The organism is Parasphingorhabdus sp. (genome assembly GCF_048267785.1).
GTDB lineage: Bacteria > Pseudomonadota > Alphaproteobacteria > Sphingomonadales > Sphingomonadaceae > Parasphingorhabdus.
In genome coordinates, this window is the sequence record NZ_JBLWWU010000001.1 from 76,081 (window position 1) to 102,349 (window position 26,269).

The window sequence follows — 26,269 nt, forward strand, 5'->3', positions numbered from 1 at the left end:
GGTGCTTCTGGCCTTCGGCACCCTCGACCGGATAGCAAGCCCGGATAACCGCCTTTCGCGGGATTGATCCTTGTCGCCAGAGTCGAACGAATATTGTCATCCCATACAGGTTCGGGAAATTTCCTCCAATTGATTCAACCCAATATCGCCGGCAGGGCAGGAGCCGGGGGAGGAATCATAGCCCTATTCTTCTCAGGATATGGGCTGCAGAGAGAGATCCCAATTCCCCCGGAGGCAATTGTCGCTAGGTATAATTCCTGATTTTTCTCGATCACGCTTTCGACGATATAAATTATGTCTCGCCGGAACGGTAATCCCTGACCCTCCACCCCCAAATATCCCGTTCCGGAGAGACAAATCACATCATGACGAATATTGTAGGAAATGGCCTGCCGACGGGAAGCACGCCGGTTTCAGACAACCGGGAGACCGGAATCCATCCGGCGTCCCGACCTGCGATATTAACTCTCCGATAGGGGCAGCGGCAGTCTGCGATGGTGCAACGCCGAAAAATGTCACGTTCCGTCGGAACTGGTCCTTCGGCAAACGCAGATCGGGGAGATTGGCGGATATCTGACCCTGACTTTGAACAGTCGCATTTTACAGGAGGCAGATTCATCGAACAGGAATTGATCATTTTTCCAGGAAGTGGAGCAGGATGACCCTGATCGTTCAGTGGCTGTTATTCGGAATCTGCGCGCTGCTGATTTTGGTGGCCGGACCGAAGCTTACCCAAAATGCGGAAATTATTGCTGCCAAAAGAGGACTGTCCGACGACTGGATCGGCCTTATTCTGCTAGCTTCGATCACATCATTGCCGGAACTTGCCGCCGGCATATCGTCGATTGGCATCGCCAATGCGCCCGAATTGGCAGTCGGGGCGGTATTTGGTAGCTGCGTATTCAATCTGGTCATGCTGGTGGTTCTCGATTTCGCTGTGCGCGGAGAATCGGTTTATCGCCGGGCGCGACAGGCCCATATTTTGTCGGCCGGCTTTGGGATCATGTTAACCGGTTTTGCCGGCCTGACCGTCATGGTCGGCAGCCTTGGTATCAGTCCAACCATCCTGCATTTCAGCGCAACCTCTCTCGTGATCGTGTTGCTCTATGTTATCGCGACCCGTGCGATCTACAATTATGAAGCCAAGATACGGGAAGGTGCCGCACTGGAGGCCGTAAAAGCCCCGTCGGCGGTCTCGCTACCAGAAGCGCAAATGTGGGTTCTGGGGGCTGCTGTCGCGATTTTGATTGGCGGAACTCTGCTCCCGGTTTTTGGAGCCAATATTGCGGATCAAATGAATATTGGCCGAGGGTTTTTTGGAACAGTGCTGGTTGCCGCCGCAACGTCCCTGCCGGAGCTGACGGTGTCAATGGCGGCGTTGCGCCAAGGCGCGGTGAATATGGCGATTGCCAACCTCCTTGGCAGCAACCTGTTCAACATTTTGATACTCGCCATTGAAGACGGGTTGTATTTTGACGGGCCGCTTCTCGCATCCGCCTCGCCGATACACGGGGCGACGGCCATGGCGGCAGTAGTGATGAGCGGCGTTGTCGTCATTGGATTGCTATACCGCCCGCAAACGAGACTGTTTCACACCGTGGGATGGATCAGCATCGCCTTGTTCACAATCTATCTTCTGAATCACTATATCATCTACATCAGCTCGACCTAGTCTGATGATGTTCCAGTCGGGCACCAGAGTTGCATAACCGCCTCAACCGGGAGAAAAGTGCCTGCATGAGCGCCGCGAAACGTACCGGTGTCATTGTTCATTTTCCCGGCCCCGCACGACACGCTTCCCTTTGTTGCGCCCGGACGTTTCGGTAACAACCGTATATTGTCCTTCCGACTGGTGGTCGCTGCTGCAGAATATGATTACCCAGTCGCCGGTTTTACCAAGTTCATGCGCCCGCGCGGTATTGGAATAAAGTGCAGTAAAATGCCATGGCCCCCTTTCGGTATGCAGAACAGGCAGCCATGGCTTGCCTTCGGGATTGAACCGCGATGGTGCAATCTGGCGCAGTTTTCCTGCCTCTGCCTTGGTGCGATATTCATCGTCGACGCTCAGCAACAGATCGACCGACGGCGGTGATTGATCTGGGTAATAGCGTCTGCCCCTGTGGTAGCGTGAAAGCATTCCGGAAAGGGCATTGCGAATGATCGACAGTCTCCGCGGACCGATACCCGGAACTTTTCCCAATCGGCCATCATGCGCTGCGGTTTCCAGTGCTTCCAGCGTATCGACATCAAGATGCTCATGTATCTGACGGGCAAGCGTTGGTCCAATGCCGGGAATCGCACGGAAGGCGGCTTCCGGTTCCAGTCCTCCCCGAAGCCGGTCGAGTTGTGACCACCGTCCCGTCGACAGCAATTCAAGGATAGCCGCGCCAATAACTTTGCCAATATTGGGTATTGCATCGAGAGCTTCCATTCCGCCTGTGGCGATTTCAGAAATATCTTCGTCCAGATTTTCAATCGTGGTCGCTGCTTTCAGATAGGCCATGCTGCGAAAGGGGCTGGCATCCTGCGCTTTCAGCAATGCAGCGGCTTCGCGCAACGCCGAGGCGATCATGGCATTGGCGTCATGCCGCTTTTCGTGCGTTCGGGATGGCTCAATAGCGGTCATATTTTCAAAGCCCAGTTGCTGTTTCTCTCCAGCCAGACAAGAAATTTAGCTAAACGCCATGCCGCGCGCCATACGCGAAGTTACCTATCCGCCAACCCCATAAGCGCGCGCCGGTTTTTGGAGAATCTGAATTGCGAAAGTTGATCTTGCACAAAGTCGGTATAACGTCCGGCTATTAGCCAGTCATGACGACAGGCAACGAAATTACGACTGCGGAACATCGTGGTTCAACAGCAACGAGGACGAATATGGCCACCGATCCCAGCCCCAAAACCGTATGGCGACCGATGCAGCTACCGGATATCGTCTCGGTATCAAAACTGGCCGCAGATATTCATCCCGATTTTCCTGAATCGGATGACGTCCTGCGCGAGAAGCTGAGTCTTTTTCCGCGAGGCTGCTCAATGCTGATGTCCGGGAATGAGCCTGCCGGATATATTCTGTCCCACCCCTGGACCCGCGGATGCCCCGCGCCTCTCGACAATTTGCTAGGGGCGTTGCCGGATGAGCCTGATGCTTTCTATATTCACGACCTTGCCTTGTCTCCGAGCGCTCGCGGATTGGGAATGGCAGACAAGATCGTAGCCCGGACAATGGCCTTGGCGCATTTTCTCAATTTCAGGATTGTCGCCCTGGTGTCGGTCGGGAATGCGGCAAGTTTCTGGCAGCGCCATGGCTTCTCCGCAACCCGCCCGTCTGGCGCGAAAGACGTTTTGACAAAATATGGTCCAGACGCCTCTTATATGGAGAGGCACCTCGATCCCTGATTTACCGCGGTTCCGCCAGCCCGGATGTGAACAGGTGTGAATATGACGCGATCTGGTCCTCCCTCCACATGGGCGCCGAAGGGCAGGGGCGTAGACACGCCGAACGCCCCGAGCACATATTCTCCTGAATGTTCCTATTATCCGACCAGCCGCTTGAGTTTTGCGAGCGAGGTCTCAAGCTTTTCGTGATAATCAATGATCGACTGGAGATTGCCTTCGGCATCCATGAGATAGACACCGGCACTATGATCGATTGTATAGTCACCGCCCTCGACCGGCACTTTTTCGTAAAATGCGTGGTAGGCCTTGGCGGTATCGGCGATTTCCTTGCTCGAACCGGTGAGACCAATGATCGGAGTACCGAATAATGCAATATAGCGCCCGATATCTTCCGGGCTGTCATATTCCGGATCGACCGAGACGAACACGATCTCGAACTTATTCCCGTCCTCGCCCATTTCCTTGCGCAACTTGGTCAGGCGGGAGAGGGTGGTCGGACAGACATCCGGACAGCGGGTAAAACCGAAGAAGATCGCAAAGGGCTTCCCTTTCAGCGTCTGGTCCGTAACGATGCTGCCGTCTGGGGCCGTCAGCGCAAACCGCCCACCAACAGAGCCGGCGTAATTGTCCTGTTCCACCGTCTCGCGGCCATTTTCGTTCACCATCATGAACAGCAGCCCGCCGCCCAGTAGCGCAACAGCCGACCAGAGGAAGAGACGCACCAGTCTGAGTTTTTTAGGACGTGATGCAGCGACATGTTCGGCGTCCGTTTGAGGAATATTATCAGTCATGATCATTCCCCATCGGGCCTTCGCTGCCGACGGGCTGAACAACAAGCTCAACCTCGACATCTCCTGCTTTTTCAAATTGCAGTACAACCGGTACGGTGGTTTCCTGTTCCAGCGGCTGCTTCAGTTGCATCAGCATGATGTGAAAATTGCCCGGCGCGAGCATGACCGTGCCACCTGCCGGTATTTCCAGGCCATCCTTTAACTGGCGCATTCTCATAACGCCGCCGGTCATGTCGACGGTGTGGACCTGGACTTCCTGCGCGACCGACGTTGTCCCGCCCAACAGACGATCTGCGCCATCGCTGGTGTTCACAATGGTCATGAATGCGCCGCCAGCGTCTTGACCTTGGGCGGTCTCGCGTGACCAGGCGTTGCTAATGTTGATCTGGCTGGATGCTGTTTCAGATTCAGCCTGAGTTTCGGATTTGGGAGCGGGATCACAGGCGGACAGCAAAACCACGCCGGACAGAGCCGCAGCGGCAAATATTGAACGAACAGGCATTAGATAATCTCCAATATGTTGGTGTAGAAAAAACATCCGCCGACAATGGCGGCGTTATGATCAGACGACAGGTAACAGGGTTGGTTGGGAAAGCCTTCAGAGCTCACGCGGGGGTCTCCTTCAACCGGAGTGCGATAAGTGATGCGACAGAGCGCTTCTCGTCGAGGCTAAGACAACGCCCGATCTCGATCCGCCGGGACCGGGTTTCCAGAAATAGCCGCAGGCATGAAGGGGTAGGCTCGACCTTTACCAACCGCGTAAGACGTTTGGGGAAGTCAACTTTATCGTGGCTGTTGCTCCACCATCGAAGACGTTCTTCCTCTATGGTCAACCATTCGTTCGCCGGCGATTTCCGTCGGTGCCATTCGATCGCTCCGAGTAACAGCGCCATCGTGCCGAGAGAAAAGACTGGCACAAGCAATTCTCCCTTTGCGGCAGGTAGGATGGTCATGACCATGAACAAGCAAATGAGCGTGGTAAACGTGACGCGTGCGTCTTGCGAGAGGCTGGATCGGTTCTCCAACAGATGGAGCGTAACAGGTGCATCGCCAGCACGTGGTGCGGGCATTGCCGGGCAGGACTGCCCGTCGGGGCAATTGTGAATCGAATACATGGTTTATCTCCGATAGTCCGGCGCGCATGCAAGACATGCGGTCGGGATTGGCCAACAAAATCAATCGAGAGTGTTAGGCGGCCGCCGGAGGTCCGCGGAGCGGCGGACGGAGATTGGAGATGAACCGATAAGGCTGACACTGCGTTGGTGCCAGACCGCGTATGATGAGAAAAGCCAAGGCGAGAGCGAGCAGGAATATGTCTACCCCGCCCAGCGCAAAATGGGACAGTCCGGCGAAAGCACAATGCTCGCCCTTCGGCCTGTGATCAGAATGTTGGCCGCCCTGTTCCGTACGGGGAATAACCAGTTGAACCTGTTTCAGGTCGCCGGAGCTTTCAGAGCAGATCGTGACGGTCAAAAAGCTTTCACCGGATTCCGAAACCATGAACCCGTTGGGGACCAGTGCCTTGATGCAAAGCACCAGCACAAGCAGCGCGAGAACGCTATGCCGATGATTTCGAATCAAGGAGCGCAGACCATCCATCAGTCGGGCACATAACTGTGACCGGCGATTCTGTCATCATGCAATTGAAATGCACCAAGAAATGAAGCGCGTGCATGCCGAAGAGCCGCTACGCAAAATCGGGAGGCGTGCCAGCGATGGATATTATGGGTGTTTGCCGGTCTGAAGACATGGTGGCACATAGCTGCCATCCTGTCGGGAAAGGGTTCTACCAGCCCGAGCCACCACCACCACCGCCACCGCCGCCGGATGATCCTCCACCCGAAGAACCGCCACCACTACTCGGCGACGCAGATGCGGAAGAAACGGTGCTTGCAAAGGAAGAGCCGATATTGCTGGCGAAACCGCTCGGATTATCCCAGACGTTGCTGTCACCGCTGTACCAACTCGCGGTCTGGGCCGTCGCACCGGCTGCGGCCGCAGCCGCAAGCACGCCGGAAAATCGCTCCGCCCAGCTATTCTCTACATCGAGCGCGATAGCATAAGGAAGATAGCGCTCGAACAGTTCGGGCGTCTTTTCCGGTGGATGCATGGACTCCAGCCGCTCCTCCTCCGTGATCGAGAGATACTGGCGAAAGCCAGCGATCCTGTCCATTACCCGGCGCCCTTCGGCGGTCGGCGCATACATCCACCAGAAGGCACTGATCGCGACCGGCAGTATCAAAAGCGGCAGGAATAGCGTGAAAGTTCCGATCTCGAGAGCGAAGCCGATCGTGGCAAGCGCGGCGGCAACACCCGCCAGCCCGAGACCGGCCGCGACGGCCCACAGAATGCATCCCTTGGTATTGGCGGCCTTTCTGCGCACGCCCCAGGCAGCAGCAAGCAGGGTTGCGGCGAGCAGCGGCAGCCCGACCTTCAGGCCCATTGGCACCGCCGACGCCGCGAGCAGACCGACCATGGCGGTGCCCAGCATTGCCAGCAATATCAGAAGCAATCCATAGACTGCCCAATCACTGTTCTTGCGGAACATCGAGCCAGCATACGCATCGTCAAGGCCCTTCATCAGCTCTGCGCGCGCCGCCTGCAGCGCCGCATGATTTTTTTGCTTGAGCTCGATTTCCTCACGTCCGGAGAATAATTTTACATACATCGCCTTTTCGGGCGGCGGCAGGCTGGGACCGGCGGCGGTGCCGGGCCGATCGGTGCGGCTCAACGTCGTGCTGCCCTTGCTCAGCCAGCCGCCTTTTTCCTGGCTGATGTGGAGATATTTGCGCACGGCGAGATAGACCAGGGCAGCCGAAAAGCCGCGATCGTCAAACTTCATGTTGGTGATGTAGCGCACCGCCGACGGACTCAAATCGTCGGGCGGGGAGAATATCGGGACGATTGTTCCCGGTCGAGGGTCGCGCCCTGCGATCCACCACGCGCGTATATAATAGACAATCAGGCCGAGCAAAGCGAGCAGCGCCGTGAATAAGGGCCCCCAGTCCTGAAACCACCAGGCAGTGCGTTGCGCTGCACCGGGGCGGTCCAGTACGCCCTTGGGGAAAGCAACGGCTACGGTCAGTCCTTCCTCACGACCGAGCGGCCGATTGGTCCGGAATGCGATATAGCCGGGCTTTTCCTCGATCAGTTCGGCATTATTATCGGTCGCGCCCTGAGGCCCGGTATAAACCGCGCGGTCGCCAAAGCCGGTTGCTGCGGGCAGGGTGATGCGCGCCTCCGCCGCGTCGATCGGGAAGGTCCAGCCTGTGCCGGTAACATTCCAGTAGAGTTCGTCATTTGTGTCGCCGTAAGCGATCTGACGGGTGGTGCGATAACGGATGGAATAGACATGTTCGCCGGGAGGCAATGTGACCTCGGCAGAACCGATACGGATGCGTACGCCGTTGCTCAGGCTGATCCGTTCCCAGGGCTCGTCCTGCCCGTCACGCTGGACCGAGATGACGGTGAAGCCCACTCTGGTCTGCTGGCCTGCTCGATTGCGGTAGCTTGTCGGAAAGTCGCGCTGGATGCCGTGGTTGATCTCCTGGCCCAGCGAAACCAGTCTGATTGTTTCGGTAACATCAAGATCGCCATTCGGCTCCACCGTTACTGCACTCAGAAAATTTAGAATGCGTTCCTGTTTGTGCGCAACGTCCCAGAGATCCCCTGTCGTGCCTGGAGCCTGCGCCGGAAGCGCTGCCGGAATCGACAGAATCAGTAATGCGAAAAACCAACGCAAAGCGTTCATGGCCTCGGTCCCCTCAGCCGAAATCGACTTTTGGCGCGGTCTGTATCGCCGTATCCGCGTCGGCATACGGTTCCTCCACCTTGAAGCCCAGCGGCTGGGCCACCACGACGTCCGGGAATGACTGCACCTGCGTGTTCAGGTCGCGGACGGTGGCGTTGTAATAGCGTCTCGCTCTTGCCAGTTCCTCCTCGACTTCCGAAAGTTCATCCTGGAGCTGCCGGAAATTTGCATCCGCCTTGAGGTCGGGATATGCCTCTGCCACGGCTATGAGACGCCCCAACATCCCGCTGAGTGCCGCATCTGCCTGTGCGGTAGCGCCGACGCTCTTTGCTGATATCGCATCGCCACGATGGGCGGTGACATTTTCGAGCAATTCGCGCTCATGCGAGGCATATCCCTTTACCGCGGAGACAAGGTTCGGCACGAGATCTGCCCGCCGACGAAGCTGTACGGTAATTCCGCTCCAGGACTCGCGGACCAGAGCGCGCAGTCGAACCAGCCGGTTATATATGACGACCACATAGGATATCACCAGAACGGCAACACCAATAATAATCCAGATTACCACACCCACTCTCCCATCCTGCGGTTAGAACCCTGATCTACATCCAAAATGTTGAGAAAGCCAGACTCTGTTGCGGCGGCGCACGGGGCTTGCTGGTGGCTTCAGGCCGGTGCCACGCCGTCCGGAGGACAGTTCCGGATGAAAGACGGGCGATCAAATCATGTTCCAATTGTCACCGGAACAAGGATAGCAAACAAACTGGCCTTTCCCGGACGGGGTGGAAAAAGGGTTATCCCGACTTGAACCAAAAGCCCGTTGATACGCCTTATGGGTTCATTGCACCGATAATAAAAGCCCGTGCAGAAAAGGCAGACTAGCATCGCCCGGTCTCCGCTTTGGCGCTAATAATAGATGTCGTAAATCACTTGCAGGATAACGCCGGTGCTGATCTCGACGAGCAAGGCATCCTTGTCATACCGTACCCAGACATGACCATGCGGAGGGATAGACAGGCCGTAGCGCCAGAAATCATCGATCCAGTATTTCCGTGTCCAGAACAGCGAAGGGAGAATATCGCCGTAAATCCAACGGTGGGAATACCAGCCCCTTGGCCTGACATAGGGCTTTGCACGATAACGTTTTACAGCACGATAATTGTGTCGATAGGTGTTGGGGACAATTTTGTGCCGAAGCTGGTCAAGATTGCGCGGACCGTGCCCGGATGATATCGGGACGGACCGGAATATGATTTTGTCGGAGGAGCGACGCGGTGGCGCTCGGTGTGCTGGGGACCACTGTCGTTACGCGCTTTTCCATGCTTCTGTGCAGAGACCTGTGTCGACAATAAGGTCAGGAAAATAATGGCTGCAAGCGAAGTGGAAAGGGGTTTCATCATATTTTCCTTTCTAGATTTCCCATTGACTGGGTCAGGGCGGCTCAACGCACCTCCCGCGATAAGCCGAGAGAATCCCGAAAGACGGGTTCAGAATAAACTCGTAATGATACTTAGGATCGGCCGAGCGGAATGAGGATCGGGGAAAGCCGCAGGCCGTCGTCAGCGGGCTATGTAGAACTGCGTATTTCGGAAACACGCACCATCCCCCAAAGAACGATCCTTTGCTGAGGCGCTTATGAACTATTATATGGCCACAACGCTGGACATGTCTTTTGACGAAGCCATTGAACGCACCGAAGCGGCGCTCAAGACCGAGGGCTTTGGAGTGCTTACCCGCGTCGATGTGCAGCAGACATTGAAGACTAAAATCGATGTGGACTTCCGGCCTTATACCATTTTGGGTGCCTGTAATCCCGAGCTGGCCCATCAGGCATTGCTGCTAGAGGGCAAGGTCGGAACCATGCTGCCCTGCAATGTCATCATCCAGCAGTTCGATGACGGAAAAGTGGAAGTCGCCGCGATCAATCCTGTTGCGTCAATGCAGGCGATCGACAATCCCGCGTTGAAAAAGGCCGCATCCGCTGTTCGCGACAAGCTGTCCCGCGTGATTGCGGTTTTGGCAAAAACAAGCGGCCAACCCTGAACACGGTGAGGACGGGAACAGGCATCGGTCCTTTACCGTGTCGATATTTTCGCTGTCCAGCCATCATCGCGGTCGTTGCCGATCACGCGATATTGGGTAATCCGGTTGCTGATTTTGGCAAGCAGGGTAGCGATGCGGCTTTGTTCGGCACTATAGGCGGTACGCTGTGCATCAAGAACGGAAAAATAATCATCAATGCCTTTACTGTAACGGGCATTGGCCAATATCAAGCTTTCGCCGGCTGAACGAACCAGATCATTTTGCGCCTGCATCTGCTCTTCGATAGTTGCCGCTCTGGCGAGTGCATCGGCGACTTCACGAAATGCGGTCTGTATGGCTTTCTCATATTGAGCCTGATAAAGAGCGCGTTCGGCTTTGCTAAATTCGAGATTTGCCGGCCTATCGCCACCAAATATATCTATGCTTGCACTACCGCTTGCCGGAACTCCAAAGGCACCACCGGTGAACAGCGACGCCAGCGCATTGCTCGCAAATCCGAGACTGGAGGTCAGGCTGATGGTCGGGAACAGGGCCGCGCGCGCGGCGTCGACATTGGCATTGGCGCCCATTAATTCATGTTCCGCCTGCATCACATCCGGGCGTGCCAACAATATGGTCGAAGAAAGCCCGATCGGCACCGTTGAAATATGCTGCTCCACCGTTTCGAGAGCCGGCGGATTCCATCGCTCCTCATATGGTACGCCCAGAAGCAAAGCCAGCGCATTTTTATCTTGAGCCACTTGCGTCATACTTGCGGCGATATCGGAACGGGCAGATGCGAGATTTGTTTCGGCTTGCCGCACGTCAACCTTGCTCGCCAGCCCGGCATTATTGAGCGCAAGCGTCAGTTGCAGCGAGCGTTCCCGGGAGGCCTCCGTACGCTGTGCCAATGCGAGCAATTCCTGATCGGCGGCCAGCGTCACGTAGCTGGTCGCTATTTCGGCGATTAGACTGATCCGCGTGGACTCGGCAGCGGCACGGCTGGACAAGTAGCTTTCCCGTTCTGCCTGTGTGAGCGACTGGACCCGCCCGAACAGATCTATTTCGAACGCGCTGAGCCCGATATTGGCTGCATAACTGTTCACGCCGCTACTGGAGCTGGTTACATCGGTGCTGCCCGTCGAAACGCCTGCGCTGATCGTCGGCAAACGTTCGCTGCTCTGCGCCCGGTACAGCGCGCGCGCCATACCGATATTGGCGACGGCAGACGCAAGATCACGGTTGTTTGTCAGGGCTGTTTGGACAAGTTCAGTCAGATTCTCGTCCTGAATCAACTCCTGCCAAGCAAGACCTGCCTGTGCCGCAGACGGCAGTGGAGCGTAGATACCCTCGTCAGGCAGTGAGGCCGGTATGGGGGCCGCAGGTCTCTCATAATTTGCATAATCACGCGAAATCGCACAGCCGCTAAGCAATGCCACGAGAAGCGGAGTGGTAATAAATGTCCGTCTCATTCGCTTTCTCCTTGTTCGAGTTCGCCTTCGTCGATTTTGCCGTGGCCAAAAAGGGCAGCGATGATGACGAAGAACATCGGCACATAGAATATTGCCAGGAATGTCGCGGTCAATGTGCCGCCTACCACCGCCGTTCCGATCGCTATTCGGCTTTGCGCGCCCGCCCCGCTGGCCAATGCCAGCGGCAGCACTCCGACGATGAAAGCAAGTGAAGTCATGATGATCGGACGCAGCCGCGTGCGTGCCGCCGCCAGCGCCGAGGCAATAAGGCCGGTGCCCTGACGCACGGACATTTCTGCAAACTCAACGATCAAAATGGCATTTTTGGCGGACAGGCCGATCGTCGTGAGCAGCCCGACCTGAAAATAGATATTATTGTCCAGCCCGCGAAATGTGACCGCCAGAACAGAACCGATCAGGCCCAGCGGTACCACCATCAGCACGGCGAAAGGTATCGCCCAGCTTTCATACAGCGCTGCGAGGCAGAGAAAGACGACCAGCATAGACAGGGCATAGAGCAGAGGAGCCTGCCCACTGGACTGTTGCTCCTCGTAGGAAAGGCCGCTCCACGCAAAACTCAGACCGGGTTCTAGTTCCTGCTGGATTTCTGCCATCCTTTCCATCGCCTCCCCACTGCTCGACCCATCAGCGGCTCTACCCTGTATTTCATACGAAGAAATACCGTTGAAACGTGACAGGATTGAAGGCCCTTCGGTCCATCGGGTTGTCGAAAATGACGAGAAAGGAGCCATGCTTCCGTCGGATGAACGTACGTGCCAGCGGGAGAGATCTTCCGGTAAACTGCGATATTGCGCATCACCCTGCATATAGACTTTCTTGACCCGGCCGCGGTCAATGAAATCGTTAACATAGGTGCCGCCCCATGCATGACTCAGCGTTGTCGTCACGTCCGCTTCGGACAGGCCAAGAGCGGCAACCTTTCTGTCGTCTATATCGACTTTCAACTGGGGAGCATCAGGCAGCACGCCGGCACGTACTTCGGTAAGCACGGGATCTGCGTTTGCCGCTGCGATAACGCGGTCCCGTGCCGCCTCGAATTCGTCATTGCTCATTCCGCTATTGTTGAGCAACTGAAATTGGAAACCGTTACTATCGCCGAGGCCCTGAATAGGCGAGGGCGTCATGGCGATGATTTGCGCATCGATAATCGAGGACAGGTTTTTCGTTGCGCGCTGGGTGATAGCGGTCGCACTTTGGCTGGCATCGGTCCGCTCAGACCAGTCTTTGAGGCTCGCAAACGCTCTCCCCGCATTCTGACCGGATCCGTTCGGAGAGGTGCCCACAATCGCGAAAAATGCATTCAGATTTTCTTTCTCTTCATTGAGAAAATAATCGATAATTTCCTCGCGCACGACTTCGGTGCGATTTGCGGTTGCACCGGCGGGAAGCTGAAAAGAGAGCATCGCCTGGCCCTGGTCCTCGGTCGGCAGAAAGCTGGTCGGGAGCCGAAGGAATAGCAAGGATAAGGTACCGACGATAACAACATACACGATCAGATGGAGTTTGCGTTTGCCAATGACCGATGAGGCTGTGGAAACATATCGTTTCAACATGGCGGCAAACATATCGTTGAAACGGGTAAAACCGCGTTGCAACGACCCGCGAATATCGGTTTTTTGATCATCCGGTTCGGAGTTTTGCGAATGTGCCGCTACGGGTTTCAAGAGAGTCGCGCACATTGCCGGAGATAGAATAAGTGCCATGACAACCGACAGGAGCATGGCGGAAACGATGGTTATCGAGAACTGCCGATAGATAACCCCGGTGGACCCTCCAAAAAATGCCATTGGCAGCAATACGGCGGAGACGACAACAGCGATTCCGATCAGGGCGCTGCCAATTTCCTCCATGGATTTGATGGTCGCGGCCTTGGGATCGAGATTTTCTTCCCGCATCACCCTTTCGACATTTTCGACGACGACGATGGCATCGTCAACCAACAAGCCGATTGCCAATACCATGCCGAACATAGTGAGAGTGTTGATCGAGTAGCCAAATAGTGCGAGGCAGCCAAATGTGCCGAGGAGCACTACAGGGACAGCAACAGCCGGTATCAATGTCGCTCGCCAGTTTTGCAGGAAAATATACATCACCACGATCACCAGCAGGATTGCGACGATCAGGGTTTCTGCGACTTCTTCGACCGACACTTTGATAAATTCGGTGCTGTCGCGCGGATAGGCTATCTTGTAACCATCGGGAAGGTCGTCAGCGAGTTCGGCTATCTTGGCCTTGACCGCGACCCCGGTTTCCAGGGCATCAGCACCAGCGGCAAGATTGATCGCAATACCGGCACTTGGATGACCATTCAATCGTGCTGATACGCCATAATTCTCCTGTCCCATCTCCACCCGGGCGACATCTTTCAACAATATGACCGAGCCGTCGGTCGCCGATTTCACGATGATATTTTCAAATTGTTCCGGTGTTTCCAGCTTGCTTTTCGCGGTAACCGTCGCCGTCAACCGCTGGCTTTCAACTGCCGGCAAGGCGCCAATTTCCCCTGCCGATACTTCCACATTCTGGCTGCTGATGGCGGCATCTATGTCCGACGGCATCAAATTGAAACTGGCCAGCTTGTTCGGATCGAGCCAGACCCGCATGGCGAATTCGGAACCGAAGACGCGCGAAGAGCCTACACCCTGTACACGCGCCAATGTGTCCTGATAATTGCGGACCAGAAAGTCCGAAATTTCCGTAGGAGTAGACTGGTCCGTCTCGTCATAAAGCGCGACCACCATCAAAAAGTCGCTGTTCGACTTGGTGACGGTCAGGCCCTGCGTCTGCACGGTCTCGGGCATCCGTGCCAGAGCTTGCTGGACCTTGTTTTGCACCTGAACCTGAGCGGTGTCGGGATCGGTGCCTTTTTCAAAGGTAGCAGTGATCGACGCACTGCCATCCGATGTCGAAGTCGACGAGAAATACAACAGCCCGTCGAGACCAGTCAGTTGCTGCTCTAATATCTGGGTAACACTGTTTTCGACAGTTTCGGCGGAAGCGCCAGTATAGGTGGCGCTAATATTGACGCTGGGGGACGCGACGTCGGGATATTGCGCGACGGCAAGATTGTTGATGGCAAAGATACCTGCCAACATGATGCCTATGGCAATAACCCACGCGAAAACCGGGCGCTCGATAAAAAATTTGCTGATCATTTTTTGTCAGCTTTTGTATCGGCATTAGAGCCATTCTCGATAACGGTCGGCGCACCGCTGCCTTCGGGTAATTTCAACTTGACCGGCTTTAGCGACACTCCTTCCTTTATCTTGTCGAGACCTTCAACGATCAGCTTGTCGCCCGCCTTCAAGCCACTTGTAACCAGCCATTTGTTACCAATGGCCCGATCAACGGCGAGGGTGCGTTTGGCTGCCTTGCCATCCTTATCGATGACATAGGCAGTGCTTTTGCCAGTCGCGCTGCGCTTTACGCCCTGTTGGGGAGCGAGGATTGCGCCCTGTACCTCGGCCTCGGGCAAGACCGCGGTCACATACATGCCAGGAAGCAATAATGCCTGTGGGTTCGCCACCGTCGCGCGGAGCGTTACCGTTCCTGTCGTTTCGTCGACAACCGGCTCACTGAACTGCAATTGCCCTTTTATCGGGTAGACGCTGGCATCTTCCAGAACGATGCTGACATCCGCGGTTGCGGGAAATACGTTGCCATTGGCCAGCGCCTTTCTCAATCGCAATATCTGCGCGGCCGATTGCTGAATCGTCACATAGATTGGATCGAGCTGCAGAATGGTGGCGAGAGGCTCGGACTGGCTTGCGGTGACCAGAGCGCCCTTGGTATAGGCCGAAGCACCGATACGCCCGCTGATCGGCGCCTTGATGCTGGTGTAGCGAAGATTGATAGCATTGGATTGGAGATTGGCCTGTGCCAGTTCGACTGCGGCCCGGGCTTGTCGTGCTTCAGCCAGAACATCATCCCGATCCTGTTTGCTGACCGCCTCGATATCACCCAGACTTTCATACCGTCTGGCCTTCGCTTCGGCCGCAGCCAAGGCTATGCGTGCATTTTTCAGCGCTGCACTCGTCTGGTTGTAGCTGGCGCGGTAGGTGGCGGAGTCAATCTGGTACAAGGGCTGGCCGGCGCGGACAACGCTGCCTTCTTTAAAAAGCATTTTCTGGATAATGCCAGTTATCTGCGGTCGCACTTCTGAAGTTACCGAAGCAGATACCCTGCCTGATAACTCTGTTTCCAATGTGATATTCTCTTGCGTGATATCGACGTAACCGACGGCTATTTCGGCATTGGCCCTGTTGTCGGTCGCGTTGTCGCAACTACTTAGCAGCAATAGCGGCACAAGCAGACCAACATAATATTTACGTAACATGGGAAGGGGGACTCCAATGGGCTGGTAAAGCTATATTTTCGGGTGAAGCAAAGCGTCTGGAAAGGCGCTAGCTCTAATTATCAGTTGTCCGTTGCGTTAATTGCATGCGGTCGGCGAGGGGCGCTTGCACGGCAATCATTGAACGGAAAACCTCTCTAGTTTGATAAATCTCAATTTGATCAATTCCTGTTTGGTTGCCGCGCGATTGCGATGGTTACAAAAATTTATGGGTAATGGACCTTGTCGGAAGTCGCCGCCAATCTTGGCATCGTTCCCGCCACCGGTTCAGGATAATATCCTTGCCCGACCCAATAGAACGCAGGGGCCCTATAGGATGCAGGCGCTTGTCAGGACAGGTTCATTTTGTATCAAATTGTCGCGGGGTCGTCGGTACGTAACTCACCGGAAAAACGCCTTTGGCCCATGCGGGGCAAGCAATGCCCCTATGAACAGCACAGGAACCAGGCCGGATATTTTCTACGGGAGAGGATATCGAGCACGGGGAAAGTTCACCATCGATTATAGACTTTTTCAGCAAATCCCAAAAAATCTTTCACGACAATATCTTCGCCATTATCCAGCCGAACTGTTCCGGAGAACTTTCCAAAAACCTGATGCTGCGTCGATTTTACAATGATAATATTGGCATTGGAATGCCGATCAAGGATTGGCACGAAATCCATTGTAAATCGACCGTCATTGCTGGAAAATTGCCACGGCTTCAGAAAATCATCGTCCGGGATGTGGAATTCTACCCGATCAAGCTTGTGTGATTTTCCCTCATAAAAAACCATATTCTCCGACGCTTTTGACGTATCACCAAACCCGTATCCAATATTAAAACCGAAACTTTTCCCCTCGACTTTGCCGGAGGCTGATCCCCAATACCAGGTATTGGAATACGTCCACACACCGCGCCCCCAGTCGAGGACACCGAAAGCGCTATCGGGCGAAAATGCAATTGTTTTGCTTCCCAGACGCAGTTCGCCCTCCGCAGCCATGCAGTTTATTTTTTGGTTATAGTAAAATGCCCGTCGGTCTTTGGGGAAGGGGGTGGCAATCACCATCGATTCGAGCGCGTCTGGCTGCTTCAGCAAGATAGACCCGGACAGGTTCTCATTTTCGAAAAAATTCCCATAATCTATTTTGATCAGTCTCGCTTCTTCCGCATGGATATATTTGAGTGAAAGCTTTTCACTTTCAAAAATAACGTCGCCAGCTTCCGAACTGGGCGGCAAGTTAAGTGAACCCATGGGGAAAGGCAGCACAATGGAATTTGATATTTCCCGCGCGTTATTAAAGTCAAAGATAGTTACGGCAACAAGGCCCATATAACCGTTATCCGCAATGGTGAAAGCCACGCCATGCGTTTCTGTCAAAATGCAGTAATAGTCCCATTCCTTGATTCTAAATCTCGAAGCACGAATGTCTGATCGATTATATTCAAGCAACGGAGCATTGGCCCATCCGGCACGCTTCAATATGCCATTTTCGTCCAGCAGTTTCCCTCTTTCAGTAATCCTGTTGCTCATGCCCGTCCTTCATATAATGTGTGAACCCGGTGAAGGCCCTCTCTTGACCGCGAGCGGACACCGCTACCCGATTGCAGCGTAACAGTGCGATCTGAGTTCGTCGAGTTTGTGAATCTATAGTCGGTAATCTGGGCGGATATCGGGACCGACCAACATTACAATCCAACCTCATCGACAGGAGGACGACCATAGCCGCCGAATGCAGTTTTTTTCTATTTCCCTGAAAACCGGGGAGGGGATTCACTGATCGCGCCCGAAGAGAATCATTGCTGTTACAGGAGCGCTCCGTTCAGAAGCTGCGGGCTGACGGGTTGGAACGGATATGGTTGACCGGGTTAAGGAAAATACTCTTGCAGGACGGGGGAAGGGAGCGACGATCCGCCACTATTGCTGTCTGGCTTTTTCCAAAAGAAAGTCGCGCAGCAAGATGGCCTGATTATGCTCCTTGTCCTTTGCGCCGTAAAGCAAAGTCACATCGCCCTTGTGCAGCCATTCAAGGCATCGCTCGACTGCATCCTGATTTTCACAGAGCTCGGCGCGATAGCGCCTGCGAAATTCATCCCATTTTTCCGGATCATGGCCAAACCATTTGCGCAATTCATTGCTTGGAGCGACATCCTTGATCCATTCATCGATTTCCTTTTTTGCGATGCCGCGCGGCCACAAGCGATCGATCAGCAGGCGGACGCCGCGACTTTTTGCGTCCCTGTCATAAATGCGCGCAATCCAGACCTCATGCTTGCCCGTCATTCGTCACCTTCTCATGCTTTGCCCCGGGTTGCATATGTGCAATTCCTTTTGGTCCGTGTGACTATTGTTTGGCTGAGATCGGATGGCTGCCGACACCCCCCGCGACGGGTCCGTGCCTGGATGCACTGCACCACGTCGATGAAGCCGCCGACAAATCCGGTTTGTTTACGCCCTGTCTCAGGACTCTTTTACCGCAAACGAGCGGTGAAACAATCAAAAGCCAGAACCACCACTGCCCGTCCCATGGCCACTCGTGCCGAAAATCGGAGGCTGTGCCGGCGATCTACGTCTTGCATAGAGAATGGCACCCTCAACCGCTTCGATCGTAGTCGCGTGACCGGGTTCGACGACAAGCTTCCTACCATCGATCTTTAACACGGCAGCCAGGGGGACGAAATGATGGAGATTATCGGAAAATCCTTCACGGGCCAAACCGACAGCATCTTTGTCAACATGGTCGACAATTCCGATATGCCGTCCTTCGCTGTCAATGACCTCCATACCTGCTTTGATCTGTTGTGCGTTGTACATCGTCTGATCCTTCTGTGATGATAATGATCTACGGACCCCCGAGAATCTGGTTGTTATGGTACGAGTTTACGATCAGGATTTTCAATCGATGCCGGTGGGGAACAGGAACCACATCGGCGGCCATTGATCCTTGATCTGCGATCTTTGCCTAAAATATATATGCGGGCTTATTTCGTACAAAATGAAAGATGCGGTGCCAACTGCACCCCGTCTTCAACAGCAAATGTCGATACAAAAGTTTCTTGCATGTCGGTCTCACTTCCACGTCGCAATGTCTATGCACATTCCCGACTCGAATCCCCGAACATCGTGCCCGTCTTATAACAAAAAATCGCCCGAAAGACTACTCCCGACTGCAAGGTCGGGATGCGGAAAAAATCACCGCGTGTGGACAACAAATGAGAAAAACTCGACTATGACAAGCCATTGACGTGACAGAAAGCGGTGCATCCTGATCCATTCGGTATCGCTAGTCTTCGCAATGTCCGGAATCTCGAATTCTCGAAGGGAAAAGTCAAGCCGGGAACATTTTCTGATCTGTGTCGTCAAATGGCCAGAAGGACGAAATAGTTAATGACTAACGCCGCTATCAATTATGAAAAACTGAACGATCAGGAACTGGCCAGATACGCCCATGCCCGGGACAGGTCAGCAATCAGTCTGATCACCATGCGCAACAATCAACGGCTTTTTCGGACCGCCTGGAGCGTTTTGCGCAATCATGCCGATGCACAGGATGTTGTTCAGGATGCCTATCTCAAGGCGTTCGCCGTAATCGGACAATTTGAGGGGCAGTCCTCGCTCTCCACCTGGCTCACCCGGATTACGCTGAATGCGGCGATAGATCGCCAGCGCTCGATTGAGCGTCGCAAAGCCGCACTTAACAAGCAGGATGTAGCCCTGATGGAAGATTATCGCTCCAACTATGCTTCGCTCGGTGGTGCACGCAGCCAGCCTGATAGCCGGTTGGTAAGAGAAGAACTCGGCAAGTTTCTAAAGCTCGCGATTGGCCGCCTACCGGAGCAATTTCGCACGGTCTTTGTGCTGCGCGATGTCGAGGCAATGTCGGTGACTGAAACAGCCGATATTCTGGACATAAATCCGGCGACTGTCCGGTCCCGGCTGTTTCGCGCGCGCCGACTTTTACGTCAGGATCTGGAAACCGAATATGCCGACCTGTTCGACGACATGATCGTGTTTGCAGGCGCAGATTGCGAGGCAATGACGGACCGGATTCTTAACGCAATATGCATCAACCAGAATGGAGAATGAAACATGACTGACCGACAACTGCCAATGCCTTCGCGCCGTTCGCTTATTGGAGGAGCGGGGAAGACTCTGTCGGTCGCTGCGGTCGCAATGATCGTCGGTGGCTGTTCCAATGCGGCAACCGCCAATGGCAGCGGAGATACAGCGCAGGACGTATCGTTGCTCAACGCCGCCATTGCGCTCGAACACGAAGGTATTGCCGCCTATCAGATTGCCGCAACCAGCGGACTGCTCGATCCCGCTGTCGTCGATATCGGGGTAACATTCCAGGGCCACCATAAAGGCCATCGCGACGAACTGGAAAAAGCTGTGAGACAACTGGGAGGAACGCCTGTGGCGGCGAAAACGGACGCCGAATATGCCGAGGCCCTGAATGTTGCATCGTTGAAAAACCAGGCCGACGTCCTGCGTCTCGCGCTCGGTCTGGAGCGCGGCGCGGCGAACGCCTATCTGGGTCTTATCCCCTCGCTGGGCGTCGACTTTCATCAAGTTGCCGCCCAGATGGCGGGTGACGAGGCGTTCCATGCCGCGATTCTGGGCAATGCGCTGGGCGAACCCATTCCGAAAGCCGCTTTGATATTCGGATAAGACAGCCATCATGCAAGCAGGTATCATGAAATGAATATTCGACCGAAGATCGCGCTGGGGTTGATTGCGGCTATCGCAGCATTCATCGTTGTGCAGAGCCCTACGGAGCGCGCCGTTTCAATGCCATCGGCCTCTGTCGCTGTTCATGATAGCGCTCCGGTCGAAGCCCAATTCATTCCTGTATCCGCCTTGATGTCCGGCCGTGCTGTCATGTCCGGAAAACAACTGTACACCCGCCGGTGCGGGGCCTGTCATTCGGTTGATCAGAACCGTGTCGGGCCCCGCCATCGCGGCCTATTCGGACGGAAGGCGGGAACCGTTCCTGATTATCGTTATACCAAGGCGCTCAAGCAGCTCAATCTGAGATGGAACGAGAAAAATCTGGATCGCTGGCTCGCCAATCCCACCGCTGTTGCGCCGGGAACCGCGATGGGATTCCGCTTGAAAGATCCGGTGGAACGGAAACAGATCATCGCCTATCTCAAATCCCTTTCCAAATGATCCGGCCTGGATGCTAACCGCATCAGCGCGCAAACGCTTTGCGAAAGATCAGGCCTGTGAGCCTGAAACAAATCTGGTCAGTGGATCCACGCAGGTGGATCACTTGCGGGAAAAGACTCTCTTGATGCTTCATCAATCCGGTCAGAGGTCAATTTATGTTCGATGATCGCAGTCGCCTGCCGAACCAGTTCGCTGGTCAGTACCTTCAACTGATAGGGACTGTTCAAATCATCTGACGGATATTCATTCTTGCTGAGAAACTGGCGGACGATTTTTCGGGAAATATCGTCTACATTCCCAGCGCCATCAAAATATCGCTTTGCTGCAAGTCTTGCCGCAACAGCCATATCCATACATCGGGTTGGCGTTTGATCAGATTTCCGTGTTGCCGGGATTCCCATTTCCTACTCGATTACCGTTTCATTGAACCTTCACATTGCGAATAAACTCTGACGTATGATGCCCGCCCGCCGGTGCGTCTGTTTGTCTCGGCCTGTTATCATAGCATCAATCTATCCGGGGCAGAATTGAAAACTGATGATAGGGCGGCGGGCTTGAGAGCGTCCACTCGAGTGTCGTTGCACCAGGCCCCCACGGATTGGCAGGGGCATAGCGTCTGCCCATAAACGAGACCGCCATGTTCAGAAAAAAGAAAAGCATACCAACGAGCAGGACCCCGTATCCCAGAGACGCGATATAATTCCAGAATTCATAGGCAGCCGGATAGTCCGGTATCCGGCGTGGCATTCCTTGCTGCCCCAGAAAATGCATCGGGAAAAACAGAATATTCACGCCCACAAAAAAGAACCAGAAATGCAATTTCCCCAGCAACTCATTGTACATGCGCCCCGACATTTTGGGGAACCAATAATAGAATCCGGCAAAAATTGCGAAGACCGCGCCAAGAGACAGCACGTAGTGGAAATGAGCGATCACATAATATGTATCGTGCAACGCATCATCTATTCCGCCGTTCGCAAGCACAACTCCGGTTACGCCTCCGATGGTAAACAGGAATATGAAACCAAGCGCCCAGAGCAGTGGCGTTTGGAAACTGATCGAACCTCCCCACATCGTCGCCAACCAGGAGAAAACCTTGATCCCGGTTGGGACAGCGATTACCATGGAAGCGGCCGTGAAATATAGTTTAACGTTCACCGACATACCGGTGGTAAACATGTGATGCGCCCAAACCACAAAACCGATCACGCCGATCGCGACCATCGCATAGGCCATGCCGAGATAACCGAACACGGGCTTGCGGCTGAATGTAGAAATAACCTGACTGACCATGCCAAAGCCGGGCAGGATCATGATATAGACTTCTGGATGACCGAAAAACCAGAACAGATGCTGATAGAGTACCGGATCTCCGCCGCTCGCCGAGTCAAAAAACGCCGTGCCGAAATTGCGATCCGTCAGCAGCATCGTGATAGCAGCCGCAAGCACGGGAATCGACAACAGCAGCAAGAAAGCGGTGACCAGAATAGCCCAAACAAACAGCGGCATTTTGTGCAGGGTCATGCCGGGTGCGCGCATATTGGATATAGTGGTGATGAAGTTTATTGCGCCGAGAATGGAAGATGCGCCGGCAATATGGATCGACAAGATTACCATGTCCACGGCCGGCCCGGTAGAACCTGCGGTAGCCAAAGGAGCGTATAAGGTCCATCCTGTTCCAGCCCCCAGGCCGGTCCCTCCCGGCACAAAGACGGACCCTGACAGCAAGCAGAATGCCGGTACCAGGAGCCAGAAAGAAACATTGTTCAACCGGGGAAAAGCCATATCCGGTGCGCCAATCATGATCGGTATAAACCAGTTGCCGAAACCGCCGACCATTGCCGGCATGAGCACGAAGAAGATCATGATCAGGCCATGAGTCGTAACCAGCACATTCCACAGATGGAGCGCCTCGGTATAATCGCCACTGGCCACCCAATGCGTCAAATATTGGATCCCGGGATGAGCAAGCTCAAGGCGCATCAGGCCGGAAATAGCGCCCCCCACGATTCCGGCAAATATTGCGAAAATCAAATATAGCGTTCCGATATCCTTGTGATTGGTGGACATGAACCATCTTTGCATGAAAGCGGGCCTGCGTTCATCGATCGGCGGGTGGAACCCGTCATGTAACAGTTCATTCGTCAACGCCAATTCTGCCTCCTCACGCCTCTGGAGAGCAAATCAGGTGCCAATCGACACCAAGCTGGCTTGCCCGAAAGAGACACTCTGGAGCCATCCAGAAACCCAATCGGTACGGTCTATGAAAAGCTCAGTTTCTGGTTTGAATTTATCATAAGGATCAAGCCGACCGAAACGCAATTTTCTGCTGCTTTACCCCAATTATATTGATGGATGATTGGTGCAGAGATTCTAGCTGGCATCCAATATTCGGGTGGTTTCCGCTATATTGGCAACATGGTTGTCGCGCATCATCTGTAAATCGGCACGCAATTCGGCGTCTGTCGTGCTGCTCAGGAGAACGTCCAGTTTGCGAACGACCCACGCCTGGCCACGATTGAGAAATTCCAGCCTCTCGCGGATATCATCAATGGCTATCGACTTGTCGAAAAAATCCCCGCACTGCAGAGACGCTGTGCCATTCCGTTTTTCGATATGGCGTGTCAGCATGTCGCACCAATGGGCCTCGTCATGTTTGAGCATGACGAGAAATTTCTTGAGATCACCCGATTGGACTTCCTTGTCCGTAAAAATGGCGACCCGGGTGCCGGCGCGCTCGGCTTCCAGCAACAGGTTAAGGGCGTCAAGCAGTCCCGGATGGGTGAGCGGAGAGCCATCCGCTCCATACTCGGTGCTGTTTGGCGGTGAATCACTATTGCTCATCTCGAAATCTCCGATGCGATCCGCAATCCGCGACGGATACGGGCCATGACTTCCATATTGGCGGTAGAGGAATGAACGACATAAGCCGAATATGAGAATTGCGGACTATCCGGAAGCAGTGCAAGTCGGCCCTCCTCCAGATGAGGCTGAACAGATCCCTTGCGAAAATAGCCGCTGCCGCCTGTGGCCAACAGATAATCAAGTGCCAATGGCCCATAGCTGACGGAAACCACCGCATTGGGCATATCCGGAAACGCGGAGCGATAGCTGGCGGCGAATTCTTCACCCCAGTCAATTTCAATATAGTCTTCGGGTGTCAAATCCTGATCGATGGGCGTGGTCCGCACATGCACAAGTTTCTCCTCGAACAAAAGCTCGGCAATCAAACCGGGTCTGTGCGGGGCGGCGTAAACGACAGCGACATCCAGGGACCCATCCTGCACTTGTTCAATCAGCTGTTCCGATTGTTCGATCCGGATCCGCATGGCTATCTCCGGACACTCGCGGCGCATCCCCAAAAGAAAGTGACGCAGCAACGGACTCCACAAACTTAGTTCCGCCCCTACGGAGACCACCGTATCGCGCCCTGGAGGCAAAGCGACTGCGCGCTGGGCGCTTTCCCACACTTTGACCAAGGTGGTGGCGAAACGGAAAAAATTCTCCCCGGCGGGGGTTAACTTGGCACCGGCTTTGCTGCGCACAAAAAGCGGTCGATCGAGCTGTTCTTCCAATACCCGTATGCGGGCGCTAATTGCGGTTTGCGTCAAATTGAGATTGGTGGCTGCATTCACGAAACTTCCGGTTTTCACCACTTCCAGAAAGGTTCGGGCTACGACAATATCCATTGCACAAATCCCCTCCTATTCAGGGCCGCGTGTATCGATTCCATATCCTTGCCCGGCGATATAACGGCTGCGCTTTTTACAACCCCCATTGCTCCAACTTTCCTACCAGATATTCGTGGCATGATATCTGACGATTTTAGAATAGCAAAGCGCGTGTCGTCACTGCTTGGCTACGGCCCCCGCCCGATCGATTGTGTCATCGGCTTGTGAACAGATATCGCATTCGGGATATCTGTTTTGATATGCTTGCAATCACGACAGACAATCACAACGGTGCTGCTGGAACTGCGGAACTACCGGTGGTGCCAGGCGCCCGAACCGGCCCGCAAAGCGGTCGCAACAAACCATCTTCGATCGCATATATCCAGCCATGGAGTTCGAGGGATGCCCCCTGACTCCATGCGGCGCGAACGATTGGATTGGCCGCCAGCGCCTCTACCTGGGCAAATATATTCTGTTCGCATAAAGCATTGGCAGACAATTGGCCGCCATCTTCCTGGCACGAATGGCGGTACAATGTCCGCACAGGTGCAAGCCAATGGCCAATCGCGTCTTCGCTATCAACATTCATTGCGGCCTCTATCCCGCCGCAGCCATAATGGCCGACCACCATGATATGCTGCACGCGGAGCACGTCGACGGCAAATTGCAGGGCAGCAGCGAAACTGCGATCCGAGGCCGACGCCAAATTGGCCACATTGCGGTGGACAAACATTTCGCCCGGATCAAGATTGACAATTTCGGTCGCGGGCACACGGCTGTCTGAACAGCCAATCCAGAAATAGCGCGGTCGTTGCTGATCGACGAGACGATCGAAAAACCTTGGGTCGGTGAGGGTCTTCGATGCCGCCCATGCGCGGTTTCTACCGAATAACGTCAAAAGACTGTAGTCGTCAGACATCACGAAATTTGCGCGCGTTGGGCCTTTCACAAGCTTGTTGCTCATTCGTTGGCAGACTGCAAATCAACGATCCGCAAATATGGCTTGAGTGTCTTGTACCCCTGCGGAAACTGACGGGCAGCCTCTTCTTCTGACATTTTTGGAGAAATTACGACCGCTTCTCCCGGCGCCCAGTTCACCGGGGTTGCAATGCTGCGCGCATCCGTGAGCTGAAGGCTGTCTATGGCGCGAAGTATTTCGTCAAAGTTCCGCCCTGTGCTGGGCGGATAGGTGAGAATCAGACGAACCTTTTTTGCAGGATCGATTACAAAGACCGAGCGAACCGTCACATTTGGATCGCTATCGGGATGGATCATGTCATAGAGAGCGGAAACCCGTCCATAAGGATCGGCGATCATCGGAAAATCAAGCTTAGCGCCCTGCGTTTCCGCAATATCCTCTTCCCATTTATGGTGCGCCTCGACCGGATCAACTGACAGGCCGATGGGCTTTACGTTGCGCTTGTCCCACTCGGGCCGAAGCTTTGCCACCTCACCAAGTTCGGTCGTGCATACCGGCGTAAAATTCTTGGGGTGGCTGAACAACACGCCCCAGCTATCACCTAAGCAATCGTGGAAGCTGATACGTCCATGGGTACTGTCTTGTTCGAAGTCGGGGGATATCTGCCCAAGCTGTATGGTCATGGAGACTCCTTTCATGCGTTTGAGAATATTTTTGCACAC

General features: G+C 54.4%; 26 protein-coding genes. 6 read left to right on the plus strand and 20 right to left on the minus strand.

Annotated features, from left to right (window positions below):
* The first annotated feature begins 658 nt into the window (after window positions 1–658).
* Entirely contained in the window at window positions 659–1,672 is a 1,014-nt protein-coding gene (locus ACN0VD_RS00335; RefSeq protein WP_417590419.1) for a sodium:calcium antiporter, read from the plus strand.
* A 90-nt stretch (window positions 1,673–1,762) separates the two neighbouring features.
* Here ACN0VD_RS00335 and ACN0VD_RS00340 read toward each other — a convergent pair whose 3' ends face one another.
* A complete protein-coding gene (locus tag ACN0VD_RS00340; RefSeq protein WP_417590421.1) occupies window positions 1,763–2,626 on the minus strand; it encodes a helix-hairpin-helix domain-containing protein in 864 nt (287 codons plus the stop codon).
* Between the two features lie 248 nt (window positions 2,627–2,874).
* Between ACN0VD_RS00340 and ACN0VD_RS00345 the strand changes: the two genes are divergently transcribed.
* On the plus strand, window positions 2,875–3,393 hold the full coding sequence (locus ACN0VD_RS00345; RefSeq protein WP_417590423.1) for a GNAT family N-acetyltransferase: 519 nt from the start codon (window positions 2,875–2,877) through the stop codon (window positions 3,391–3,393).
* 137 nt (window positions 3,394–3,530) lie between these two features.
* On the opposite strand, the gene ACN0VD_RS00350 is transcribed toward ACN0VD_RS00345, so the two are convergent.
* From ACN0VD_RS00350 to ACN0VD_RS00380, 7 genes are all read right to left on the minus strand, one after another.
* Window positions 3,531–4,184, minus strand: coding sequence for an SCO family protein (locus tag ACN0VD_RS00350; RefSeq protein WP_417590425.1), 654 nt, complete (start codon window positions 4,182–4,184; stop codon window positions 3,531–3,533).
* Complete coding sequence (locus ACN0VD_RS00355) at window positions 4,177–4,686, minus strand: copper chaperone PCu(A)C (protein WP_417590427.1); 510 nt, start codon at window positions 4,684–4,686, stop codon at window positions 4,177–4,179. Before ACN0VD_RS00355 ends, ACN0VD_RS00350 begins: the two co-directional genes overlap by 8 nt.
* A gap of 103 nt (window positions 4,687–4,789) precedes the next feature.
* Complete coding sequence (locus tag ACN0VD_RS00360; protein WP_417590429.1) at window positions 4,790–5,299, minus strand: DUF2244 domain-containing protein; 510 nt, start codon at window positions 5,297–5,299, stop codon at window positions 4,790–4,792.
* Between the two features lie 73 nt (window positions 5,300–5,372).
* On the minus strand, window positions 5,373–5,765 hold the full coding sequence (locus ACN0VD_RS00365) for a DUF2946 family protein (RefSeq protein WP_417590431.1): 393 nt from the start codon (window positions 5,763–5,765) through the stop codon (window positions 5,373–5,375).
* A 205-nt stretch (window positions 5,766–5,970) separates the two neighbouring features.
* Window positions 5,971–7,935 (minus strand): DUF2207 domain-containing protein, encoded by a 1,965-nt coding sequence (locus ACN0VD_RS00370; RefSeq protein ID WP_417590433.1) that lies wholly within the window; start codon window positions 7,933–7,935, stop codon window positions 5,971–5,973.
* 13 nt (window positions 7,936–7,948) lie between these two features.
* Window positions 7,949–8,509, minus strand: coding sequence for a LemA family protein (locus ACN0VD_RS00375; RefSeq protein ID WP_417590435.1), 561 nt, complete (start codon window positions 8,507–8,509; stop codon window positions 7,949–7,951).
* Window positions 8,510–8,841: 332 nt separating this feature from the next.
* Window positions 8,842–9,189 (minus strand): RcnB family protein, encoded by a 348-nt coding sequence (locus tag ACN0VD_RS00380; protein WP_417591061.1) that lies wholly within the window; start codon window positions 9,187–9,189, stop codon window positions 8,842–8,844.
* 393 nt (window positions 9,190–9,582) lie between these two features.
* On the opposite strand from ACN0VD_RS00380, the gene ACN0VD_RS00385 reads away from it, so the two are divergent.
* On the plus strand, window positions 9,583–9,978 hold the full coding sequence (locus ACN0VD_RS00385; RefSeq protein ID WP_417590437.1) for a DUF302 domain-containing protein: 396 nt from the start codon (window positions 9,583–9,585) through the stop codon (window positions 9,976–9,978).
* Between the two features lie 32 nt (window positions 9,979–10,010).
* On the opposite strand, the gene ACN0VD_RS00390 is transcribed toward ACN0VD_RS00385, so the two are convergent.
* From ACN0VD_RS00390 to ACN0VD_RS00415, 6 genes are all read right to left on the minus strand, one after another.
* The gene (locus tag ACN0VD_RS00390; protein WP_417590439.1) at window positions 10,011–11,429 is read right to left on the minus strand and encodes an efflux transporter outer membrane subunit; all 1,419 of its coding nucleotides are present in this window, start codon (window positions 11,427–11,429) and stop codon (window positions 10,011–10,013) included.
* Entirely contained in the window at window positions 11,426–14,605 is a 3,180-nt protein-coding gene (locus tag ACN0VD_RS00395) for an efflux RND transporter permease subunit (protein ID WP_417590441.1), read from the minus strand. The genes ACN0VD_RS00390 and ACN0VD_RS00395 overlap by 4 nt, the downstream gene beginning before the upstream one ends.
* The gene (locus ACN0VD_RS00400) at window positions 14,602–15,786 is read right to left on the minus strand and encodes an efflux RND transporter periplasmic adaptor subunit (protein ID WP_417590443.1); all 1,185 of its coding nucleotides are present in this window, start codon (window positions 15,784–15,786) and stop codon (window positions 14,602–14,604) included. Before ACN0VD_RS00400 ends, ACN0VD_RS00395 begins: the two co-directional genes overlap by 4 nt.
* Before the next feature lie 509 nt (window positions 15,787–16,295).
* Window positions 16,296–17,318 carry a DUF2804 domain-containing protein gene (locus tag ACN0VD_RS00405; RefSeq protein ID WP_417590445.1) on the minus strand — a complete coding sequence of 341 codons (1,023 nt, stop codon included), beginning with the start codon at window positions 17,316–17,318 and terminating at the stop codon, window positions 16,296–16,298.
* A gap of 384 nt (window positions 17,319–17,702) precedes the next feature.
* Window positions 17,703–18,068, minus strand: coding sequence for a DUF488 domain-containing protein (locus ACN0VD_RS00410; protein WP_417590447.1), 366 nt, complete (start codon window positions 18,066–18,068; stop codon window positions 17,703–17,705).
* 213 nt (window positions 18,069–18,281) lie between these two features.
* On the minus strand, window positions 18,282–18,599 hold the full coding sequence (locus ACN0VD_RS00415; RefSeq protein WP_417590449.1) for a DUF2171 domain-containing protein: 318 nt from the start codon (window positions 18,597–18,599) through the stop codon (window positions 18,282–18,284).
* Window positions 18,600–19,172: 573 nt separating this feature from the next.
* Between ACN0VD_RS00415 and ACN0VD_RS00420 the strand changes: the two genes are divergently transcribed.
* The 3 genes from ACN0VD_RS00420 to ACN0VD_RS00430 are packed head-to-tail and all read left to right on the plus strand — an operon-like array spanning window position 19,173 to window position 20,957.
* Window positions 19,173–19,871: an RNA polymerase sigma factor gene (locus tag ACN0VD_RS00420; protein WP_417590451.1), complete on the plus strand. Its 699-nt coding sequence runs from the start codon at window positions 19,173–19,175 to the stop codon at window positions 19,869–19,871.
* A gap of 3 nt (window positions 19,872–19,874) precedes the next feature.
* Window positions 19,875–20,456 carry a ferritin-like domain-containing protein gene (locus tag ACN0VD_RS00425; protein WP_417590453.1) on the plus strand — a complete coding sequence of 194 codons (582 nt, stop codon included), beginning with the start codon at window positions 19,875–19,877 and terminating at the stop codon, window positions 20,454–20,456.
* A gap of 30 nt (window positions 20,457–20,486) precedes the next feature.
* Window positions 20,487–20,957, plus strand: a complete 471-nt coding sequence (locus tag ACN0VD_RS00430) for a c-type cytochrome (protein ID WP_417590455.1) — start codon at window positions 20,487–20,489, stop codon at window positions 20,955–20,957.
* Between the two features lie 77 nt (window positions 20,958–21,034).
* Here the strand turns inward: ACN0VD_RS00430 and ACN0VD_RS00435 are convergent, their stop codons facing one another.
* From ACN0VD_RS00435 to ACN0VD_RS00460, 6 genes are all read right to left on the minus strand, one after another.
* Complete coding sequence (locus tag ACN0VD_RS00435) at window positions 21,035–21,304, minus strand: hypothetical protein (protein WP_417590457.1); 270 nt, start codon at window positions 21,302–21,304, stop codon at window positions 21,035–21,037.
* Between the two features lie 160 nt (window positions 21,305–21,464).
* Window positions 21,465–23,105 (minus strand): cytochrome c oxidase subunit I, encoded by a 1,641-nt coding sequence (gene ctaD, locus ACN0VD_RS00440; protein ID WP_417591063.1) that lies wholly within the window; start codon window positions 23,103–23,105, stop codon window positions 21,465–21,467.
* 225 nt (window positions 23,106–23,330) lie between these two features.
* Window positions 23,331–23,801, minus strand: a complete 471-nt coding sequence (locus tag ACN0VD_RS00445) for a DUF6306 domain-containing protein (protein WP_417590459.1) — start codon at window positions 23,799–23,801, stop codon at window positions 23,331–23,333.
* On the minus strand, window positions 23,798–24,646 hold the full coding sequence (locus tag ACN0VD_RS00450; RefSeq protein WP_417590461.1) for a LysR family transcriptional regulator: 849 nt from the start codon (window positions 24,644–24,646) through the stop codon (window positions 23,798–23,800). The genes ACN0VD_RS00445 and ACN0VD_RS00450 overlap by 4 nt, the downstream gene beginning before the upstream one ends.
* A 265-nt stretch (window positions 24,647–24,911) precedes the next feature.
* Complete coding sequence (locus ACN0VD_RS00455; protein ID WP_417590463.1) at window positions 24,912–25,592, minus strand: carbonic anhydrase; 681 nt, start codon at window positions 25,590–25,592, stop codon at window positions 24,912–24,914.
* Window positions 25,589–26,230: a peroxiredoxin gene (locus ACN0VD_RS00460; RefSeq protein ID WP_417590465.1), complete on the minus strand. Its 642-nt coding sequence runs from the start codon at window positions 26,228–26,230 to the stop codon at window positions 25,589–25,591. Before ACN0VD_RS00460 ends, ACN0VD_RS00455 begins: the two co-directional genes overlap by 4 nt.
* Window positions 26,231–26,269: the final 39 nt, after the last annotated feature.

Coding starts and splice junctions, on each gene's coding strand:
- ACN0VD_RS00335 (WP_417590419.1), top strand. CDS start 659: ATGACCCTGATCGTTCAGTGGCTGTTATTCGGAATCTGCGCGCTGCTG.
- ACN0VD_RS00340 (WP_417590421.1), bottom strand. CDS start 2,626: ATGACCGCTATTGAGCCATCCCGAACGCACGAAAAGCGGCATGACGCC.
- ACN0VD_RS00345 (WP_417590423.1), top strand. CDS start 2,875: ATGGCCACCGATCCCAGCCCCAAAACCGTATGGCGACCGATGCAGCTA.
- ACN0VD_RS00350 (WP_417590425.1), bottom strand. CDS start 4,184: ATGACTGATAATATTCCTCAAACGGACGCCGAACATGTCGCTGCATCA.
- ACN0VD_RS00355 (WP_417590427.1), bottom strand. CDS start 4,686: ATGCCTGTTCGTTCAATATTTGCCGCTGCGGCTCTGTCCGGCGTGGTT.
- ACN0VD_RS00360 (WP_417590429.1), bottom strand. CDS start 5,299: ATGTATTCGATTCACAATTGCCCCGACGGGCAGTCCTGCCCGGCAATG.
- ACN0VD_RS00370 (WP_417590433.1), bottom strand. CDS start 7,935: ATGAACGCTTTGCGTTGGTTTTTCGCATTACTGATTCTGTCGATTCCG.
- ACN0VD_RS00385 (WP_417590437.1), top strand. CDS start 9,583: ATGGCCACAACGCTGGACATGTCTTTTGACGAAGCCATTGAACGCACC.
- ACN0VD_RS00390 (WP_417590439.1), bottom strand. CDS start 11,429: ATGAGACGGACATTTATTACCACTCCGCTTCTCGTGGCATTGCTTAGC.
- ACN0VD_RS00395 (WP_417590441.1), bottom strand. CDS start 14,605: ATGATCAGCAAATTTTTTATCGAGCGCCCGGTTTTCGCGTGGGTTATT.
- ACN0VD_RS00400 (WP_417590443.1), bottom strand. CDS start 15,786: ATGTTACGTAAATATTATGTTGGTCTGCTTGTGCCGCTATTGCTGCTA.
- ACN0VD_RS00405 (WP_417590445.1), bottom strand. CDS start 17,318: ATGAGCAACAGGATTACTGAAAGAGGGAAACTGCTGGACGAAAATGGC.
- ACN0VD_RS00410 (WP_417590447.1), bottom strand. CDS start 18,068: ATGACGGGCAAGCATGAGGTCTGGATTGCGCGCATTTATGACAGGGAC.
- ACN0VD_RS00415 (WP_417590449.1), bottom strand. CDS start 18,599: ATGTACAACGCACAACAGATCAAAGCAGGTATGGAGGTCATTGACAGC.
- ACN0VD_RS00420 (WP_417590451.1), top strand. CDS start 19,173: ATGACTAACGCCGCTATCAATTATGAAAAACTGAACGATCAGGAACTG.
- ACN0VD_RS00425 (WP_417590453.1), top strand. CDS start 19,875: ATGACTGACCGACAACTGCCAATGCCTTCGCGCCGTTCGCTTATTGGA.
- ACN0VD_RS00430 (WP_417590455.1), top strand. CDS start 20,487: ATGAATATTCGACCGAAGATCGCGCTGGGGTTGATTGCGGCTATCGCA.
- ACN0VD_RS00435 (WP_417590457.1), bottom strand. CDS start 21,304: ATGGCTGTTGCGGCAAGACTTGCAGCAAAGCGATATTTTGATGGCGCT.
- ACN0VD_RS00445 (WP_417590459.1), bottom strand. CDS start 23,801: ATGAGCAATAGTGATTCACCGCCAAACAGCACCGAGTATGGAGCGGAT.
- ACN0VD_RS00450 (WP_417590461.1), bottom strand. CDS start 24,646: ATGGATATTGTCGTAGCCCGAACCTTTCTGGAAGTGGTGAAAACCGGA.
- ACN0VD_RS00455 (WP_417590463.1), bottom strand. CDS start 25,592: ATGAGCAACAAGCTTGTGAAAGGCCCAACGCGCGCAAATTTCGTGATG.
- ACN0VD_RS00460 (WP_417590465.1), bottom strand. CDS start 26,230: ATGACCATACAGCTTGGGCAGATATCCCCCGACTTCGAACAAGACAGT.